Here is a 17518-nt window from a genome sequence, read left to right as displayed (position 1 = left end):
TCGATCTAAACATGCTTACGTTAAAAAGTCATCCAAAGAAGATAATCGAACTTTTTCTCAATGCGTTGAAAAAGTGCTTACACCTACAACATAGCAAGTAAAAGTAAAGTATCAATTAAATAAAAATAAAGCATTATTAAATCTTTTATCTGTAAGTAACTTGTTAACGAGCAAAACGATGGTTACCGATTTCTACCGTTACAGGGCGTGACCAAATCCATTTCGATGTAGCCGTATCCGGATTGAAGAAGTACAAGGAACCATTGCTCGGATCCTTCCCGTTCAGCGCGTCCTGGACCGCTTTTCTCGTGCTTTCATTTGATTTATGTGTCAAATTGCCGTCATGGACAGGCGAAAACGCATTGGGAGCATAAATAACCTCCCGTACCGTATTTGGAAATTCATCTGAAGCAACCCGATTCAATACAACGGCAGCAATCGCTACCTGTCCTTCATACGGTTCTCCCCGGCCTTCCGCATACACTAACCGGGCGAGCAGTTCCATATCCCTTTCCGAAACCTTCACTTTTCCATTGCGAACCACTTTTGGGCGACTATCACGACTAACCTGCACAGACTCGCGTTTTGTTGCTGTAGCAGATGTGGTTGTTTTCTTTTCCTTCTTCGAAACTTGTTCCGATGGCGCCTGTGCACTACCGAGAACAGGTAGGATTTGTACTGGCTGTGGTGCCATTGCACTTGTCGGTGTGACAAATAAACATAACAGCATCAAGCCAATACTGTTCAAAAAGAAGAAAAAGCGCGTTGGCGCTTCTCGTGTCAACATGGTGTGAACCACTCCTTTTCGCTTTTTGCGTTTTGATTGCGGAAGCGAATCAGGTCTTTTGCAAGTCTAGCGATCTTATGGGGATGGTTCAAGAGGGAATTGGTTCCATAGAACTATTTACAAAATCGAGAAATTTATGAAAGTGTTTTCATGAACGGATACTCCTTCTATAAAAAAACCACTTTCCCGTTGAGAAAGTGGCTTTCGTGTGCAGTTTGAGGCTGCTCTTATTTTTCTGTAATCGTAATGGATTTAATGGTAATCGTTTGCTCAGGAACACTTGGTTCACCCGTTTGTGGGTTTTTCTTTACTTTTGTTCCGGCAATTTTTTGAACGACATCCATGCCACCCGTAACTTTTCCGAAAATCGTGTAATTCGGAGAGTTGTCCAATCCTGTCACGTCAGGTCCGGAACCAATGAAGAATTGGCTACCATTTGTGTTTTTACCGGAATTCGCCATGGCAACCACGCCTGCTTCGTATTTATGACCAGTTTTCAATTCGTCTTCAAACGTGTAACCAGGGCCACCCATGCCACTACCCAATGGATCGCCTGTTTGAATCATGAAATCTTTGATGACGCGGTGGAACGTGATGCCGTCATAGAACTTGTCCTTTGCGAGGAAAACAAAGTTATTGACAGCAATTGGCGCATCCTTTTCGAACAGATCGATCGTAATGTCACCCATGGAAGTAGTGATTTTTGCTTGATAGTCCTTTGCTTTGTCAATCTGCATTGCCGGAGCCTTCTCGTATTTCTTCTCTCCGGTTGGGCCCGGTGGGTTAGCTGGCTCCTTGGATGCTGGTTTCTCTGCTGGCGTAGTCGGCTGATTAGGAGCGGCTTCATTGCTTCCTGTGGAACAACCCGTAACCAAGGCGATTGCCGTCAGACATGTGAACAGAGTTGTCATCATCTTTCTCATCTTATGCACCTTCCTTTGTTTCATACTGTTGGGTGGTTCGGTTTCGAATTATAACACAAATAGTCGAGCTTTTGCCAATCCGCTAGTTTCCTTTCCAATCTCGCATGGTATGATTGGGAGAAAAGGGTGATCAATGTGGCAGAGCGATTTGAGACCAAAACGGTACATATCGGACATGACCCTTTGCGGGGAGTAAAAAGCAAAACTACACCGATTTATCAAACCTCTGTTTTTGCCTTCGAAGGCTTGGAAGAAGTAGAACAGTACTACGTCGGCGAAGGAGACTACTTGTACACCCGAAATGGCAATCCCAACCAAGCGGAGTTGGCTCGTGCAATCGCTGCTTTAGAAGGTGCAGAAGCAGGTGTCAGTGCTGCCTCCGGTATGGGAGCGATCATGGCGGGTTTACTTGCCGTTCTTTCTCCTGGAGATCACGTGCTGGCTTCCCATGAAATTTATGGCGGTACCTACGCTCTACTGCACAAGGAGCTGTCGCGATTTGGAATCGAGCTTACATGCATCCAGCTTGGCCAAAAGACAAAGCTTGCTGATCATGTTCGCCCAACTACGCGGCTGTTTTTCTTGGAGACTATCACCAATCCGCTATTGACTGTTGTCGATCTGCCTTACTGGATCAAGGAAGCAAAAAGTCTTGGCTTAACCGTCATGGTGGATAATACGTTTGCGACCCCGTATTTGGTACAACCCATTTCATTCGGAGCAGATCTCGTGGTACATAGTGGAACGAAATACATAGGTGGACATAGCGATGTGACGTCAGGTGCTCTGGTTGGAGCACAGGCGACAATCAAGCGTGCCACAGAGATCGTAGCCAACTACGGTGCATCGCTCAGTCCCTTTGAGGCCTGGTTGACATCGCGTGGTTTGAAAACATTGGCAGTGAGAATGGAGCGTCAATGCGATAATGCTAGCCAGATTGCTGCGTTTCTTCGTGAGCATCCAGCAGTTGGGCAAGTGTATTACCCAAGTCCTACGGATACTTTCTTTTTTTCACGGCAAAAGCAGGGAGCAATGGTATCCTTTGTTCTCACAGACGAGACGAAGATCTACGACTTTTACCGGGCACTTGACTGGATCAAGCTGGCTCCGTCTCTTGCTGGTGTGGAGACGAGTGTTTCTCATCCTGTTACGACGTCCCACCGTGCTTTTTCTGAAGAGCAGCGCAAGGAAACGGGAATTACGATGGGCCTGGTACGGTTATCGGTCGGAATCGAGGCTGTTTCCGACATTCAGTTAGCATTAGATGCTGCATTAGGTAAATAATTCAAAAAACTTTGCCACATCATGAAACTTTCTACCTAAGAAATACGTAATACTTAGTTAGAGTAGTCTCAGGATGCAGTGGGGAAAGCCCATTCTGAGAACATGCTTCAGTCTGGAAGAAACCGAGGAAAACGCAAATGGGAATGGCTATGAAGCAACCGTCGGGGCCATCATCCGGAGATTATTATGAATCTCGTCCATTTACGGAACTGTATGACGAATATTTTGATCGCGTCAACCGGTATTTACGATGCCGGGTTCAGAGTACGTGGGATGCCGATGATTTGACCACCGTGGTCTTTTTAAAAGCGCTAGAAAAATTCGAGCAATATAGCAGAACGAGTCCTTTCGCATCATGGATTTTTCGTATTGCTCACAATACATATGTGGATTTTATGCGGAAAAACAGGGAGTTACCGGTCGACCAGGAAGATTTTCTAGGAGCAGAACCGGACGACACATGGCAGCCAGAACGGCAGGCGCTGACGAATGAAGAGATTCGTCAGCTTCGTGATCGACTGGACTTGTTATCTCAGGATCAACGAGACGTGTTGATGCTCCGCTATTTTGCTGACCTCAAAATCAGTCAGGTAGCTGAGGTGCTTGGCAAAACAGAATCGAGTATCAAAATGATTTCATATCGCGGATTACAAAAACTTCAGAAGATGTATGAGAGGGGGGACTCCGAATGAGAGAAGAGGAGAAGCACCCCCAGGATCATCAATCGGATGATCAGACTGTAACCCAGCTCTTAGCCCATTTGAAGCAGATGCGCGGATCGGTTCCTGTCAACTATCAGTTAAAATCAGACCTCAAAAAACAATTGCTCCAGAAAATGAGAGATCTTGAAGCCAAGCAGGCAAAAGCTCCAAGTGCCGCACCCAAAAAATGGGGGAGGTTGGTATGGAGCGGAATCGCTGCTGCTGCTCTAATCCTTGCCATAGGCGGATTTGTGTGGTGGAACAATACCTCTCTTGCCGTTCGAGAGCATGAAGTACTTAAGCTGCCAGCACAAGCAACCGTGGAGCTTGTTGATATTGACCAGAAAGCCACTCAGCTAGCTTATATCCATAACAATGCAGAGCTGAAAACCATTCCGATCGATGAGGAATTAAAGCCAATCACGATCAAGTTGCCGCCAACCGAAGGAAAATATACGGGGGTAGCATGGTCTCATTCTGGGAAGCAAATCGCTGTCGTCGAGCAGGATAAAAAATTATCGCGGATATGGATTGTGGAGATGCCAACGACTTACAGCATGGGAAGCAGCCGATTGCTGAAGGAAGAAGAAGGGGTATTATACTCTTCACCAAGCTGGTCTGAACATGATGATTCGCTTGCCTTTACCCGCTCTAAAAATGGCGTCGAAGAAATTTGGGTGAGCAGCACAGTATCGTTCCAGGAATGGAAGCTTGTAGAAGGCTCCCAGCCTGAATGGTCACCAGATGGAAGCTTGCTTGCCTTCAATAAAGCCGGTGAAGTACAGCTGATGGAAATGCGGACGGGGAAAGTTACCTCACTTGCAGTGGGACAGTGGGCATCGTGGAGCTCCGATACGCGATTGACCTATACACACCCAAATGGAACGCTGATGGAAGTAAACGTGAGTGAAGAGCCTTTTGTGACACGCGAGCTACCATTGCGAAACCAGTCATCTGAAGAGCTGATCAAAGGCAACTGGGCAAACAAAGGTAAGCACTTATTGCTTATCTCACGTCATGATCAGTTGCAACAACTGGATATCTCTTTGGCGTCACGAAAATGAGCGGAGGAACAAGCATGAGATGGAAATGGGTGTTAATCTTTGTCATCACATGGCTTAGCTTTTCGATACGCCCAGCTATGGCAGAGAGCAACGTAGACATACAATTCGAGATACCTTTAAGTGGTATTGTCAAATATGAATCATGGATGAGATTAAACGTAAAGGTAACCAGCCAAGAACAGGATTTCACTGGGGCTGTAGAGTTATCGCAGCGACAAGTCAAAAAAAATAATGAATTAACGCTTCGGCGTCCAATAAAGCTCGAGCAAGGAAAGAGTACAACCGTGTACTTTGATATGCCTTCCCAAATCGTGCTCGATGATTGGTACGTCCAGGTAACGCAAAACGGTCAAGTTATCAAAAGCGAAAAGCTGCGTATCCCTTATCCAACAGACGGGCGCACCATTGGGGTAATCAGCGAAGAGGGCAATGCGTTTCATTTCCTAGCCGTCAATCAATCACAATCCAAAATGAATCGCCCCTTGTCCGTTCAAAATCTCACGGAACAAATGTTACCTGACCAATCGTGGATTTACGAAAACATAGACATGTTAGCACTGGCTGGTAATAGTGGTTCCACGATTAATGATCAACAGATGGCAGCAATCAAGGAGTGGATTCAGCTAGGAGGGATCGTGGTTGTTTCCGCAGGTCCCAATCAAGATGGGATGATCCAGCGGTTTGCTGATATCCTCCCTGTGGAAGCCGGAAAAGCTGGTAATATAGAGCTACAGGAAGCATTAAGTGAGTATGACATTGCGAAAGTCGCGCCAAATGGCAGAATCGGTGTATACAACCGTGACTTTCCCTTATTTGTGTCAAAATCGTACGGCAGAGGATTGCTGCTATTTGTGAACTATGATGTGACAGCAGAGCCGTTGGCATCGTGGCAATTCAATCCACAGCTGTGGCAAAATGCAATGATCCAGCATGGTGCCAAGAAGATTTTTGAAGAAAAGCTTTATATGGATCAAATGACCCGGCCTTTTCTTGACTTGAGCAAGAAGATTCCTGAAGTACAGACTCCTCCACCGATCTGGATGGTGGCGTTATGGGGCGGCTATGCAATTGTACTCGCACCAGTGACATACTTCGTTCTGAAAAGAATCAGAAAACCTGAATGGGCGTGGGGAGTCATCCCGGTTGGAGGAATTTTCTTGACCGTCGCTATATTCGCGGTTGGAAAGCCTGCTGTCGTGAAAACGAGTACCAGCTACGCCGTAACCAAGATCGACATATTAGATGAGTCTCTGGCGCATGTTCGCTCAGCCGCAACGTTTTTGGGGGTGGATCAAAACGAATACGATGTTCAGCTTGAACCTTCGATTGTTGCACTACCCTTAACATTGGGGAGAAATGATTATCGACCAGAGGGATTAATGGTTGGCGATGAGGTTCTCTCTTTCCGCAATCTTCCCTATTTGACACCGAAACAGGCGATTGGTATCGGGGTAAAGCATGATATGGGTGCTTTTGAAACTTCCTTGCGAATCAATGAGAATCGTCTGCAAGGGCACGTGAAAAACAATACGGAGTTTGCCTATGATCAGACTTATATTGAAATAGGTTATCAGCGAATTTCGCTTGGGCCATTGAAAAAGGGCGAGGAAAAGCAGATTGACAGTGTGCTTGAACCTTTGTTTATGCCAAGAAAACAACAAACAACAAACGAATTGCAGACGTTGGAAGAACGAATCAAAGAAATGCAGGAAAGAGTCGTTGATTATGAAGAGGGGAATCAGGTAAGTATCATCGGCACAACAACAGAGCCTCTTCCTCTGATGACAATGCAAGTGCCTCACCAATCGCATTACTGGAATGTCATTCAGCAGCCTATTCAATTCCAGCCGAATGAACAAGGTCTAGTGACTTGTCCTTATGGCCTGCTTGATGCCGATATGTATGAAATGACAGGAGACTTCGACAGCACCGGGTACATTTGGCAGCTTGGGAAGGGCAGTATTACGTTTGAATTGCGTACCGATAAAGCGGCGATCAATATGAAGCGAATAACGGTTCCGCTGAATCACAGCTCATTCAAGCCTTTCCGGATCGAATACTTCCACCAAAAGAGCGGTAGATGGATACCTGTTGAGCGCGGGACGAGACTTGTCCTCGATAATGAACTCCAGCAAGTTTTGACGCCAAATCAAACAGTATTGCTTCGTTTTTCCCATAATGGAACGTCGCGATTAGCTCTACCAGAGCCAATTTTCCAGGTAGAGGGGGTACGGAAATGGTAATCGAAACCGTTCATTTAGGAAAAAGATACGGCAATTTGCAAGCATTGACGGATTTGAACCTTTCCATCGAGCGAGGAAAGGTGTTCGGTTTCATTGGTCCAAATGGGGCCGGAAAATCTACTACGATGCTCATCTTGTCTACCCTTCTGGAACAGAGTGAAGGGGAAGCCTTTGTCTGTGGCTACAATGTACGAAAAGATCCTGCGAGTGTACGTCAGTCTGTTGGCTACATGCCCGATTTTTTCGGCGTATATGACAATTTGACAGCGGTGGAGTATTTGGAGTTTTATGCCGGAGCGTACAAAATTCCTGCCTCCAAAAGACGGGCACTCGTCGGTGACCTTTTGGAGTTGGTGAATTTATCTCACAAAGCAGACGCTTTTGTCGATTCTTTGTCTCGAGGTATGCAACAGCGTCTGGGATTAGCGCGTTGTCTCGTACATGATCCGGCTGTGCTGATTTTGGATGAACCCGCGTCAGGACTGGACCCGCGAGCTCGTATCGAATTGCGCGAGATTATGAAGCAACTGCGCGAAATGGGCAAGACAATTATTATCAGCTCCCATGTTTTGCCGGAGCTAGCTGAGCTGTGTGATGATATTGGTGTCATTGAAAAAGGAAGATTAATTGCGTATGGTTCTGTGCATGAGGTAAGTAACCGGGACACAGGACAAAGCCGGATGCAACTGAGAGCGCTGCGGAATTTGGACAAAGCCGGACTTCTATTAGCGAGCTCTCCGTATGTCCATCAATTGACAGACTATATGGGAGGCTTTCGCTTCTACTTTCAAGGGACGGAGCAACAAAAAGCTGAATTGCTTCAAGAACTGCTGGATGAGCAGGTCGCAGTCGTCTACTATGGCGATTCCAAGAAAGATTTAGAAGACGTCTTCTTAGCGATAACGGAAGGAGTCGGTATGGAGTGAGCGACTTCTTGTTCAATCCTCTTTTGGTAAAAGAAATGCGGGACAGATTCCGCTCAAGAAAGACCATGCTAATTTTAGTGGTTTACTTGGTTGTCATGGGGGGGATACCGATGGGCTTTTTGCTCATGGACCCCTTAAAGGCCGAATCGTTAGGGGATAACCGGGATCTGTTTCTGATTTCCGCGGGGATACACTACGCGATGGTTTGCTTTGTTGCACCTGCTTTGACTGCTGGAGCGATCAGTGGAGAGAGAGAACGCCAGACCTTGCCTATTTTGCTGACGACCCAGTTGTCGACGCGCACGATTATTTTGAGCAAGCTCATTACGTCTTTGGCGTTCTCCACACTGCTCTTGGTTGCCTCGATGCCTTTGTACAGTATCGTGATGCTGTACGGAAGTGTCTCCCCGGAACAAATGGCCCAGCTCGTCCTATTTCTCGCGGTGAACATGTTTTTTCTCGGGTCGTTGGGGTTGTTCTGCTCCACATGGATTAAACGAACGTCGATCTCGACGGTTACCACATACGGCATTGCCTTCTTTTTTGTGGTAGGTACTGGCTTGCTGTTCTTTTTTATCGGTGAGTCCTTGCAACAGACATATCCAGAACGATACATCAATTCGAATGTTTGGAACATGTATGAGTTGCAGATGCTGGCTGGGACGAACCCTATTATCGTGTTGTTCGACATTTTAGGCGAGTCCTTCGATCAATCCAATGACATTAGATTTGCACCGTGGTTGTTTTTCTCATGTGTGTACGTGGTTCTTTCCTTTGTACTCGTCATCTGGAGCGCTTATTTGTTAAAACCAATCCGCCGAAAATGGTGGAGTTGGAAGAAACGACCTGTTCGTGTACAATGAGAAAGGTGCATGGGAAAAGGGAGGTTTTTTTGTGAGCGATCAAGATGTGCAGATCATTGATTTTGAAGAACTGCTTCGTGCGATTGAGAGCCGTCTGGCATCTGCTGGAATGTATGTCAAACGCGAAGCGATCGTGACTATTCTTCAGGCAGAAGAAGCATTTTTGCTTGAAAAAGGTGTTCTTCAAGAGTATAGTGAGTAATCAGCTAACAACCTGCCTAACGTGGTAGGTTGTTTTTCATGGACAGGGAAAGCACGGAGTTATTCGCCTGTTTGCTTCTCCCGGAAAAAAACGGTATGATGGAACAGAGTACGAATATCAGCATAAGGACGTGAACACATTGACAGAAGAGAACAAAGACCTCGAATTGGGCGATATCATTACATTGGACGATGAAAACGGTGAACCGTTGGGGGATTTCGAAGTATTGGCTATGTTCGACCTGAACGGTAAAGAATATATTGCCTTGGCTGAAGCTGTGGAAGATGAAGAAAGCGAAGAAGATGAAGAAGTGGATATCTTCGTTTTCCAAGTGGACGGCGGCGAAATGGTACCATTGGAAGAGGACGAGGAGAGCACTGTTTACGCGAAGCTGAACGAAGTGCTGGAAGGCATCGAACTCATTAAAGAAGACAAGTAATCCCGCTATAAAGGAAACAAGCCACTGCTGGCGTTAGAACCCAAGCAGTGGCTTTTTCATGCGGTCGATCAGTCATTCATTTTAATAATGTTATCCTTAAGGTCTCGTACAACGAGAAGGCATGTATAGTCCGTGTCTTGCAGTTCCCGAACCAATGCCGAGCACTCGTCTTTGGTAAGACCAAGCTTTTCGAGACGGGTACGGAGTTCTTTACCGCCATTGTCAAAGAAATGCGCCATGCTGTCAATGTGACCGACGGCACTTTCAAAGTGGGTACTGTATTTATAAAAATTGTTTCGTTGATTCGAGTGATTTTTATCAGGATTCCATTTCAAAACCCAGATGTCATCACTGTTGTATCCGGCAGCATTTAACGCATGAACATCAGAAGCTAGCTCAGCATCATACTTATGGAATTTGACAAACGGCTTGGTAGCACTGATCAAAAGTATTCCCCCCTTTTTGGCCTCAGGAATCGATGCCTTACTAGGATGCCCATAGCCAAAGTGCGGATGAATGGAAATACCTGAGGCAAACTGATAACGCTACGTAAGAACAATTGACATATTTTCCATGATCGTAGCAGGATTTACGATGATGGGGGAAGAAATAGAGAAAGGGAAACAGATGTTTTGGTTTTTCGTTTTGACCAATCTTCACCATTAGTGCTACACTAATTGATGGAATATGCATGTCATGTACAGAACGAAATGAGAAACGAGGAATACTGAGAAGAATCGGCCATCTCGCTAGGGGCGAGGTGGCTTTTTTGCCCCATTTTGCTACTGGCGTTGAATACTATGGGAACCATACGGTACAATAGCGATTAAGTGTTCGCTTTTATTAGGAAAACGTTCCTCTCATGGGGATTGAATCATCTCGGCGTTTTTCAAAAAAGGTGAATACGACCCTAGCCATCAGTAAAAAAGGCATGATCGTTTTTCTACGTGTCCGAAGAGTAGAGGGGAGAGCGCGATTGAAGGAAACAGAAACACAGCAAACACTAACGTATACGGAAGAAGATATTCAGGTCTTAGAAGGCTTGATTGCCGTTCGAAAGCGGCCTGGAATGTACATAGGCTCCACGGGCTCGCGTGGCTTGCATCATCTGCTGTGGGAAATTGTAGATAACGCCAAAGACGAGGCGCTTGCCGGCGTTAACGATAGCATCATCGTCACTTTGTACAAGGATGGCAGTGTCAGTGTGGAAGACCATGGACGCGGAATTCCAACGGGTATGCACAAGACTGGCCGACCTGTACCAGAAGTTATTTTTACGACGCTCCACGCCGGTGGTAAATTTGGCGGTGGCGGTTATAAAAAAAGTGGTGGCTTGCACGGGGTAGGCTCCAGTGTCGTTGTGGCCTTGTCCCAATGGCTTGAGGTCGAAATCCACCGGGAAGGCAAAATTCATAAGCAGCGCTTTGAATATGTTGTGGATGCAAATGGAACTGAGCATGTCGGTAAACCGGTTACTGGTCTTGAAATCACAGGGACCACCAAACGTACAGGAACAACGGTACGTTTTCTGCCGGATGACGCGGTGTTTGGCAATGCTCGCTTTGACTATGAGACGATTCGTGATCGTTTTCGTGAGACGGCATTCCTTCTGAAAAAGCTGCGCATGGTTTTAATAGACGAGCGTGGACCTGAAAAGAAACGGGAAGAGTTTTACTTCGAAGATGGCTTGAAATCATACGTATCTTACTTGAACGAGGGGAAAAATACGCTTCATCCGATCGTTTACTTTGAAGGGGAAAAGGACAATATCTACGTCGAGCTGGCTTTTCAGTACAATGACGGCTATGCAGAGACACTGGTGTCCTATGTCAACTCGATTGTAACAACGGACGGCGGAACTCATGTCACAGGCTTCCGTAACGGTACGACCCGGATTTTTAACGAATTTGCCCGGAAAAAAGGGTACTTGAAAGAAAAGGACCCGAACTTGACTGGAAACGATTTGCGGGAAGGTTTCCTCGGTGTATTGTCATTGCAAATGGCTGACGTCCAGTTTGAGTCCCAAACAAAAGACAAGCTGGGGAACGAAGAAGCACGGGCAATCGTAGAACAGATTGTTTCCGAAAAGCTAGGCTTCTTCCTCGAGGAAAATCCGGAAATAGGCAAGCTGCTGATTGACAAGGCGTTGCGTTCTGCTGAGATTCGCGAAGAGCTGCGCAAACAACGCGAAGCCCTGCGCGGCGACAAGAAAGGCAAAACCACGAAAAAGCGCAAATCGATTTCGGAAAAGTTTACTCCGCCGCAATACAGAGACTCCAAGCGCAATGAGCTTTTCCTCGTCGAGGGGGATTCCGCAGGTGGCTCTGCAAAACAGGCGCGTAATTCAGAGTTCCAAGCTTTGTTTAGTCTGCGCGGGAAGCCGTTGAACACGGAAAAAGCAAAGCTTTCCGAGGTATTGGCGAATGAAGAGTTCCGCACGATCCTAGAGGTGCTTGAAACCGATATTGGTGAAGAGTTTTCCATCGAAAACTGTGCATTTGACAAAGTGATCATCATGTCTGACGCGGACGTTGACGGCTCGCATATTCAAACGCTGCTGCTGACCTTCTTCTTCCGCTACATGCGCCCGATGATTGCAGCTGGTCACTTGTATATTGCTCAACCGCCATTGTATCAGGTGAAAAGGCAGAGCAAGGGCAAGCAGACTGAGGCGATCTACTGTTGGAGCGATTACGAGCTGGAACAGGCGTTGAAAAAGGCTGGACGCGGTGCTGAAGTGCAGCGCTACAAAGGTTTGGGTGAGATGAACGCCGATCAGCTCTGGGAAACAACCATGGACCCTGAGACGCGCAAGCTCATTAAGGTTGAACTGGAAGACCTCGCTCACTGTGAGAAGCTGGTAACCGTTTTGATGGGTGACAAAGTCCCACCACGGCGTGAGTGGATCGAGAACCACGTCACCTTTGAAGTGGGGGAGGATGAATAAGCATGTTGTCCAATCAAATTATTAATCAGAGCTTCGCGGAGATTATGGGAAAGCGCTTCGGGGACTATGCCAATCTGGTTATTCTCTCACGCGCGATCCCAGATGCTCGTGATGGACTAAAGCCGGTACAGCGCCGTATTTTGTATGCCATGTACCAAGAAGGCAACACGAACGATAAACCATACCGGAAATCAGCGAAAACGGTCGGGTACGTGATGGGTACCTTTCACCCGCACGGTGACTCGGCGATTTACGAAACGATGGTACGGATGGCGCAATGGTGGAAAATGCGGCAGGTGCTCATCCAAGGACACGGAAACTTTGGTAGCTTGGACGCAGACCCACCAGCCGCTATGCGTTATACCGAATCCAGATTGTCGGCATTGGCCAATGAGCTTTTGCGCGATATTGAAAAGGATACGGTTACTTTTATCCCGAACTACGACAACTCGGCTCAACAACCGGCAGTATTGCCTTCACGATTTCCTAATCTTCTCGTGAATGGTGCTGCTGGGATCGCGGTTGGTTTTGCAACGGACATCCCTACTCACAATTTGGGCGAAGTCATTGATGCGGCTGTTGCACAAATGAAGAACCCGAATATCTCGCTGGATGAGCTGATGCAGCACGTCAAAGGTCCAGATTTTCCGACAGGCGGTATTGTTCAAGGGCTGTCTGGAATTCGCAAGGCGTTTGAGACAGGCCGTGGCCAATTCATCATTCGCGGGAAGACCCATGTAGAGGAGCCAAAAGGCGGCAAGATCAAAAAAATCGTCATTTCCGAAATCCCATACGAAGTGGTCAAGTCGAAGCTCGTCGGCCAAATCGATGAGCTCGTAATGGAGCGCAAAATCGAGGGGGCACTGGCGGTTCGCGATGAAACCGGTCGGAAAGAGGCCGAGCAGAAAAAAGTCCGTATCGTCGTGGATATCCGCAAGGAAGCGGATGAGCAGGCGATTCTCAACTACCTGTACAAAAATACGGATCTGCAAATCTATTACAATTACAACATGAACGTGATTCATGAGGGAACCATCCGTCAGATGGGACTCAAGGCTTTGCTGGGAGCTTACATCGACCACCAAAAAGAAGTCGTCACGAATCGCTGCCAATTTGATCTGAATCGAAAACAAAACCGCGAGCATATCGTGGAAGGCTTGATTCGCGCCAAGTCCATTTTGCGTCAAATCGTTGATACGATTATGGATTCGGAAGACCGTGCAGATGCCAAGAAAAACATCATGGAGAAATACGGCTTCACGGAAAACCAAGCAGATGCGATCTTGAGCATTCAGCTCGCTTCTTTGACACGTTTGGATATCGTTAAGCTGGAAAAAGAATTGGCTACGCTGGCAAAGGAAATCGAGGAATTGAAATCGATTTTGGCAAGCGAGAAAAAGCTGATTCAAGTCATTACAGGCGAGCTGAACGAGATCAAGAAAAAATACGCCGAAGAGCGCCTGACAGAAATCCAGGGCGAAATCGAGGAAATCAAAATCGATATCGCGATGCAAATCAATGCAGAGGATTGCATCGTAACCCTCACAAACGAAGGATATATCAAGCGGACGAGCCCGCGCTCCTTCAAATCAGTGGGGGGAACGTTGGAGACATGTGGGGTAAAAGAAGGGGACCGTGTCCGTTATTTCATGGAGACGAATACGTCCCACACAGCTCTCTTCTTTACTCAGGATGGTAAATACTTCGCCACACTGGTCAACGCCTTCCCGGACGATAAATGGAAGGATATCGGTTCCGCCCTCGTCAACATCATTCCGTTGGAGAAGAATCAGCGGATCGTTGGTTTTACGATCGTAGAAAACTTCAAACAACCGCTGTATGTATACCATGTGAGTAAAAATGGTTTGATGAAAAAGACGGCGTTGTCCGAATACGAAACGAATCGTTCCAGTGCGTTGGTAGCTGCGAAGCTGAAAGCCGACGATGACGAGTTTGTGAATGTATTTGTGGCGGACGAAGCCGGGGCGATACTCGGTGCTACGAAGGATGGAATGGGCATTCGATTCCAGCGCAGTGAAGTCAGCGCAACGGGTAGAGCGTCGAGCGGGGTAAAAGCAATCGCACTTGCTCCTGGCGACGATGTCATCACGATGCTTCCGATTGAGGAAGTCGATTCTCGTGCCTTTAGCTTGTTGACGGCTGAAGGGGTTGTAAAACGCACAGCCATTGCTGCGATCCCCCTCCAGGCTCGCGCAGGCAAAGGCGTACAGTTAATTCGTAAACGAAAAAATAATCCGCATGAGCTTGTTGCGATGTTCATCGAGGAAACCGTTTATGCCTGGACGTCGCAGAACGAATGGACCCTTGTTGAGACAGAGCAAGTGATCGTCAACGAGCAAGGTGGCATCGGCCGACATCTGGTGGAGGGTGGGGTAAAAGCAGTTGCTTTTGAAACCGTTTTGCCGACAGATGAACCGAAGGACGAAGCGACTGCAAAGGGCTCAGGAGACGGAGCTGGCACAGCAGGACAACAGTAAACGCCTAATGTCCAGGCTAGCCTGTTCGATGGAAATCATCGTGAATAAAAGGAATGATGAATAGATGGCGTTTGAAGCCTTTGTTTCACCGCTGAGCTGGCAGCAGGTTTCTCTGCTCCTCGACACTGTGCAATATTTCGAAGACGCGCCGAAACTGCTCTCTCTTCCACAAGAGCAAGGAGCAAGTGTGCCTGTGCCGATTACGTCAGACACATTAAAGACCATGCTCGGTTGTTTGGACGAAGAGGAAGCATTTAGCCGCAAAGCTTTTTCATTGAGATGGGAAGTAGCTGCGGACGAAGGAAGTGGCTATCTTGTTGTCGAGCTCCCGAATGGAGACACCGTGAGACAACCAGCGGTTCTATCCGCTTTTTCTCCGGTTTAACAAATAAACGCTTTGGTGACGCGCTTGCATTCATGACAGGATGCGAGCGGTTTAGCCAAAGCGTTTTTTTGCATACAAAAAGATTGCCAGCAAATTGGAATATGTGATAAAGTTTGAACACGAGTTGTTGTGTAATAAAGTTAGTTACTTACTGAATTGGCAACCTTACAACTGGAGGATGGAATCATGGAAAAAGTCATCGATCAAAAGGCTTTTATGGACGTCATTCGAGAGCGTCGTTCCGTACGTCATTACGATCCAACAGCAAAAATCTCGCGGGATGAACTCAAGGAAATGCTGAAAGAAGCAACCTGGGCACCTTCCAGCTCTAACCTCCAGCCATGGCGGTTTTTGATTATCGATGAACAGCCATTGAAAGAGAAGCTACTCCCCATCGCATTTAACCAAAAGCAGGTGGTAGAAGCTGCGGCGATCATTGCAGTCCTTGCTGATTATGAGGGCTACAAACAAGCTGGGAGCATTTACAAAAAAGCGGTAGAAGCAGGCTACATGACAGAGGAAGTAAAAGCTACACTCATCGACAACATCAACAAGCGCTATGAGAATCGGGATCGAGCAATCATCAAGGAAATTGCTTTGGTAGACGGAGGTCTCGTCTCGATGCAATTGATGCTCGTAGCCAAGGCAAGAGGGTATGACACGGTGCCAATGGGAGGCTATAACAGCGAGAAATTCAAGGAAGCTTTCCAAATCCCGGATCAATATGAAACGGTCATGTTGATTGCAGTCGGCAAAGCGGCAGAGCCTGGTCATCCGACTACTCGCCTGGATGTAGAAGAGATTACGTTCTGGAATGAGATGCCAAGTAAATAAGCATGGAGAAATGGAATAGCCTTGACCTGATAGGATTTTGGGTCTGGGCTTTTTTCGCGTTTGCAAGCTTTCGAGGAACAGACATGCTGGCAATCAGGAGAAAGGGGGCGTACAATAGGGAGACATGACAGTAACGAAAGAGAAGCCGCAGACGAGCGAAAGAAGGGTGTAGGATGAAAAGATTGTTGGCAATCAGCGATATTCATGGGGAATTGGAGAAACTGGAATCGTTGATGGAGCAAGTTCAGTACGATCCACAAAACGATCAATTGATCCTGCTAGGTGATTATGTAGACCGTGGACCAGAGTCGAAGGGGGTCGTCGACAAGGTGAAACAGCTCCAAGCAGAAGGGGCAATCGTGTTGATGGGCAACCATGATCATATGATGGTTAAATCATTCGAGCAAGACCCTGTCTTTATCGAACGATGGTTCCGAAACGGCGCACAAAAGACGTTGGCGAGCTATGGTCATGCCGCAGCAGATACGGAGTCTGGCGCACCGGAGGCCTTGGAAATCACCTCTTCAGTCAAAGAGCATCTGGAATTTTTGGCTGGCTTGGACTGCTATTATGAAACCGATGAGTATATTTTTGTTCACGGGGGTGTACATCCCGAGACTCCGGTTGCAGAGACCGACCCGTACCTGCTGATGTGGATACGTGATGAGTTCCATAAAGGCTACCAGGGTGAGAAAACTGTTGTTTTTGGTCATACACCGACCAGTTATTTGCACGGTAAACCTGATGTATTTTACGGCGAAAATAAAATCATCGGCATTGACGGAGGTGCCGTATACGGTGGCCGTCTACATTGCTTGGAGCTGCCCAGCCGAAAGGTTTATTCGGTAGAGTAATAGACAAGAACGAAAGGCTTTCACCTCTCTTTGCAAAGAGCGGCTGAAAGCCTTTTTGATAGGCGTCAAGATAAGTTCAGAGTAATATTGTAATGAATTTTTATTTAAATAAATTGCAAAAATTAATAATTTAAGGCTTGTCTTCTAATATTTGGGATAGTAAAATATTCCCAACTCACTCATATTCTTATTGTTTACCATCATATTAGCCCACGTGAATATTTGCAAATCAATGACCAATTTCCCCTGCCATAGTCGCTGTAATGTGACTGTTACTCTAATCGTCGCCCTTATTCCACTGCTAGAGAAGACAAAAGAACCAGCCATTTTAAAAAATCAATTAATCGATACATTCATTCCTGGCAAAAGGTAAGAATCACCCATCTCATTCTGGCGATGGTTTCTTACTGTTTCGCACTTCAAAAAAAATCAATAAAAGGGAATAAAAGTAATTCATGAATCTGGTCGCTGCATTCCAAAGTGCGGAAAGAAAAAAGAATGGGCTGAGCTTTGTCTTCCGGGTGAGTGGATAAGGTTTCCGGGTAAAAGTTCCTAATATTCTGAATGA

Annotated in this window: 16 protein-coding genes; 13 read left to right on the top strand and 3 right to left on the bottom strand. The window is 46.7% G+C overall.

The annotated features are described in order from the left end of the window. Nucleotides 1-163: 163 nt before the first annotated feature. The gene (locus AB432_RS17125) at nucleotides 164-787 is read right to left on the bottom strand and encodes a cell wall hydrolase (protein ID WP_048033312.1); all 624 of its coding nucleotides are present in this window, start codon (nucleotides 785-787) and stop codon (nucleotides 164-166) included. Nucleotides 788-1014: 227 nt separating this feature from the next. Beyond that, nucleotides 1015-1710, bottom strand: coding sequence for a peptidylprolyl isomerase (locus AB432_RS17120; RefSeq protein WP_048033311.1), 696 nt, complete (start codon nucleotides 1708-1710; stop codon nucleotides 1015-1017). Between the two features lie 126 nt (nucleotides 1711-1836). On the opposite strand from AB432_RS17120, the gene AB432_RS17115 reads away from it, so the two are divergent. The 8 genes from AB432_RS17115 (at nucleotide 1837) to AB432_RS17080 (ending at nucleotide 9432) form a co-directional block, all read left to right on the top strand. Continuing rightward, on the top strand, nucleotides 1837-2994 hold the full coding sequence (locus AB432_RS17115; RefSeq protein ID WP_048033310.1) for a trans-sulfuration enzyme family protein: 1158 nt from the start codon (nucleotides 1837-1839) through the stop codon (nucleotides 2992-2994). Between the two features lie 137 nt (nucleotides 2995-3131). Next, on the top strand, nucleotides 3132-3686 hold the full coding sequence (locus AB432_RS17110) for an RNA polymerase sigma factor (RefSeq protein WP_007718835.1): 555 nt from the start codon (nucleotides 3132-3134) through the stop codon (nucleotides 3684-3686). Continuing rightward, nucleotides 3683-4759: a TolB family protein gene (locus AB432_RS17105; protein WP_048033309.1), complete on the top strand. Its 1077-nt coding sequence runs from the start codon at nucleotides 3683-3685 to the stop codon at nucleotides 4757-4759. Before AB432_RS17110 ends, AB432_RS17105 begins: the two co-directional genes overlap by 4 nt. 14 nt (nucleotides 4760-4773) lie before the next feature. Continuing rightward, the gene (locus AB432_RS17100; RefSeq protein WP_048033308.1) at nucleotides 4774-7002 is read left to right on the top strand and encodes a hypothetical protein; all 2229 of its coding nucleotides are present in this window, start codon (nucleotides 4774-4776) and stop codon (nucleotides 7000-7002) included. Next, nucleotides 6996-7928: an ABC transporter ATP-binding protein gene (locus tag AB432_RS17095; protein WP_048033307.1), complete on the top strand. Its 933-nt coding sequence runs from the start codon at nucleotides 6996-6998 to the stop codon at nucleotides 7926-7928. Before AB432_RS17100 ends, AB432_RS17095 begins: the two co-directional genes overlap by 7 nt. Further along, nucleotides 7925-8791, top strand: coding sequence for an ABC transporter permease (locus AB432_RS17090; RefSeq protein WP_048033306.1), 867 nt, complete (start codon nucleotides 7925-7927; stop codon nucleotides 8789-8791). Before AB432_RS17095 ends, AB432_RS17090 begins: the two co-directional genes overlap by 4 nt. Then, nucleotides 8781-8993, top strand: a complete 213-nt coding sequence (locus tag AB432_RS17085; protein ID WP_017249136.1) for a hypothetical protein — start codon at nucleotides 8781-8783, stop codon at nucleotides 8991-8993. Before AB432_RS17090 ends, AB432_RS17085 begins: the two co-directional genes overlap by 11 nt. Before the next feature lie 139 nt (nucleotides 8994-9132). Continuing rightward, on the top strand, nucleotides 9133-9432 hold the full coding sequence (locus AB432_RS17080; protein ID WP_007718819.1) for a DUF1292 domain-containing protein: 300 nt from the start codon (nucleotides 9133-9135) through the stop codon (nucleotides 9430-9432). Between the two features lie 68 nt (nucleotides 9433-9500). On the opposite strand, the gene AB432_RS17075 is transcribed toward AB432_RS17080, so the two are convergent. Continuing rightward, nucleotides 9501-9878, bottom strand: a complete 378-nt coding sequence (locus AB432_RS17075) for a YflT domain-containing protein (protein WP_048033305.1) — start codon at nucleotides 9876-9878, stop codon at nucleotides 9501-9503. Nucleotides 9879-10363: 485 nt separating this feature from the next. On the opposite strand from AB432_RS17075, the gene AB432_RS17070 reads away from it, so the two are divergent. The 5 genes from AB432_RS17070 to AB432_RS17050 all read left to right on the top strand — a co-directional run bounded on the left by AB432_RS17070 (nucleotide 10364) and on the right by AB432_RS17050 (nucleotide 16950). Next, nucleotides 10364-12379, top strand: coding sequence for a DNA gyrase/topoisomerase IV subunit B (locus AB432_RS17070; protein WP_375154942.1), 2016 nt, complete (start codon nucleotides 10364-10366; stop codon nucleotides 12377-12379). 2 nt (nucleotides 12380-12381) lie between these two features. Then, nucleotides 12382-14877: a DNA topoisomerase IV subunit A gene (gene parC, locus AB432_RS17065; RefSeq protein WP_048033304.1), complete on the top strand. Its 2496-nt coding sequence runs from the start codon at nucleotides 12382-12384 to the stop codon at nucleotides 14875-14877. Between the two features lie 64 nt (nucleotides 14878-14941). Beyond that, nucleotides 14942-15262 (top strand): hypothetical protein, encoded by a 321-nt coding sequence (locus AB432_RS17060; protein WP_048033303.1) that lies wholly within the window; start codon nucleotides 14942-14944, stop codon nucleotides 15260-15262. A gap of 186 nt (nucleotides 15263-15448) precedes the next feature. Then, nucleotides 15449-16096 (top strand): nitroreductase family protein, encoded by a 648-nt coding sequence (locus AB432_RS17055; protein ID WP_048033302.1) that lies wholly within the window; start codon nucleotides 15449-15451, stop codon nucleotides 16094-16096. A gap of 173 nt (nucleotides 16097-16269) precedes the next feature. Then, on the top strand, nucleotides 16270-16950 hold the full coding sequence (locus AB432_RS17050; RefSeq protein ID WP_048033301.1) for a metallophosphoesterase family protein: 681 nt from the start codon (nucleotides 16270-16272) through the stop codon (nucleotides 16948-16950). The last annotated feature ends 568 nt before the right edge of the window (nucleotides 16951-17518 follow it).

This window comes from Brevibacillus brevis, from assembly GCF_001039275.2.
Lineage (GTDB): Bacteria > Bacillota > Bacilli > Brevibacillales > Brevibacillaceae > Brevibacillus > Brevibacillus brevis_C.
This window is presented reverse-complemented; position numbering and strand designations above follow the sequence as displayed.

Coding starts and splice junctions, on each gene's coding strand:
- AB432_RS17125 (WP_048033312.1), bottom strand. CDS start 787: ATGTTGACACGAGAAGCGCCAACGCGCTTTTTCTTCTTTTTGAACAGT.
- AB432_RS17120 (WP_048033311.1), bottom strand. CDS start 1,710: ATGAGAAAGATGATGACAACTCTGTTCACATGTCTGACGGCAATCGCC.
- AB432_RS17110 (WP_007718835.1), top strand. CDS start 3,132: ATGGGAATGGCTATGAAGCAACCGTCGGGGCCATCATCCGGAGATTAT.
- AB432_RS17105 (WP_048033309.1), top strand. CDS start 3,683: ATGAGAGAAGAGGAGAAGCACCCCCAGGATCATCAATCGGATGATCAG.
- AB432_RS17100 (WP_048033308.1), top strand. CDS start 4,774: ATGAGATGGAAATGGGTGTTAATCTTTGTCATCACATGGCTTAGCTTT.
- AB432_RS17095 (WP_048033307.1), top strand. CDS start 6,996: ATGGTAATCGAAACCGTTCATTTAGGAAAAAGATACGGCAATTTGCAA.
- AB432_RS17070 (WP_375154942.1), top strand. CDS start 10,364: ATGATCGTTTTTCTACGTGTCCGAAGAGTAGAGGGGAGAGCGCGATTG.
- parC (WP_048033304.1), top strand. CDS start 12,382: ATGTTGTCCAATCAAATTATTAATCAGAGCTTCGCGGAGATTATGGGA.
- AB432_RS17060 (WP_048033303.1), top strand. CDS start 14,942: ATGGCGTTTGAAGCCTTTGTTTCACCGCTGAGCTGGCAGCAGGTTTCT.
- AB432_RS17055 (WP_048033302.1), top strand. CDS start 15,449: ATGGAAAAAGTCATCGATCAAAAGGCTTTTATGGACGTCATTCGAGAG.
- AB432_RS17050 (WP_048033301.1), top strand. CDS start 16,270: ATGAAAAGATTGTTGGCAATCAGCGATATTCATGGGGAATTGGAGAAA.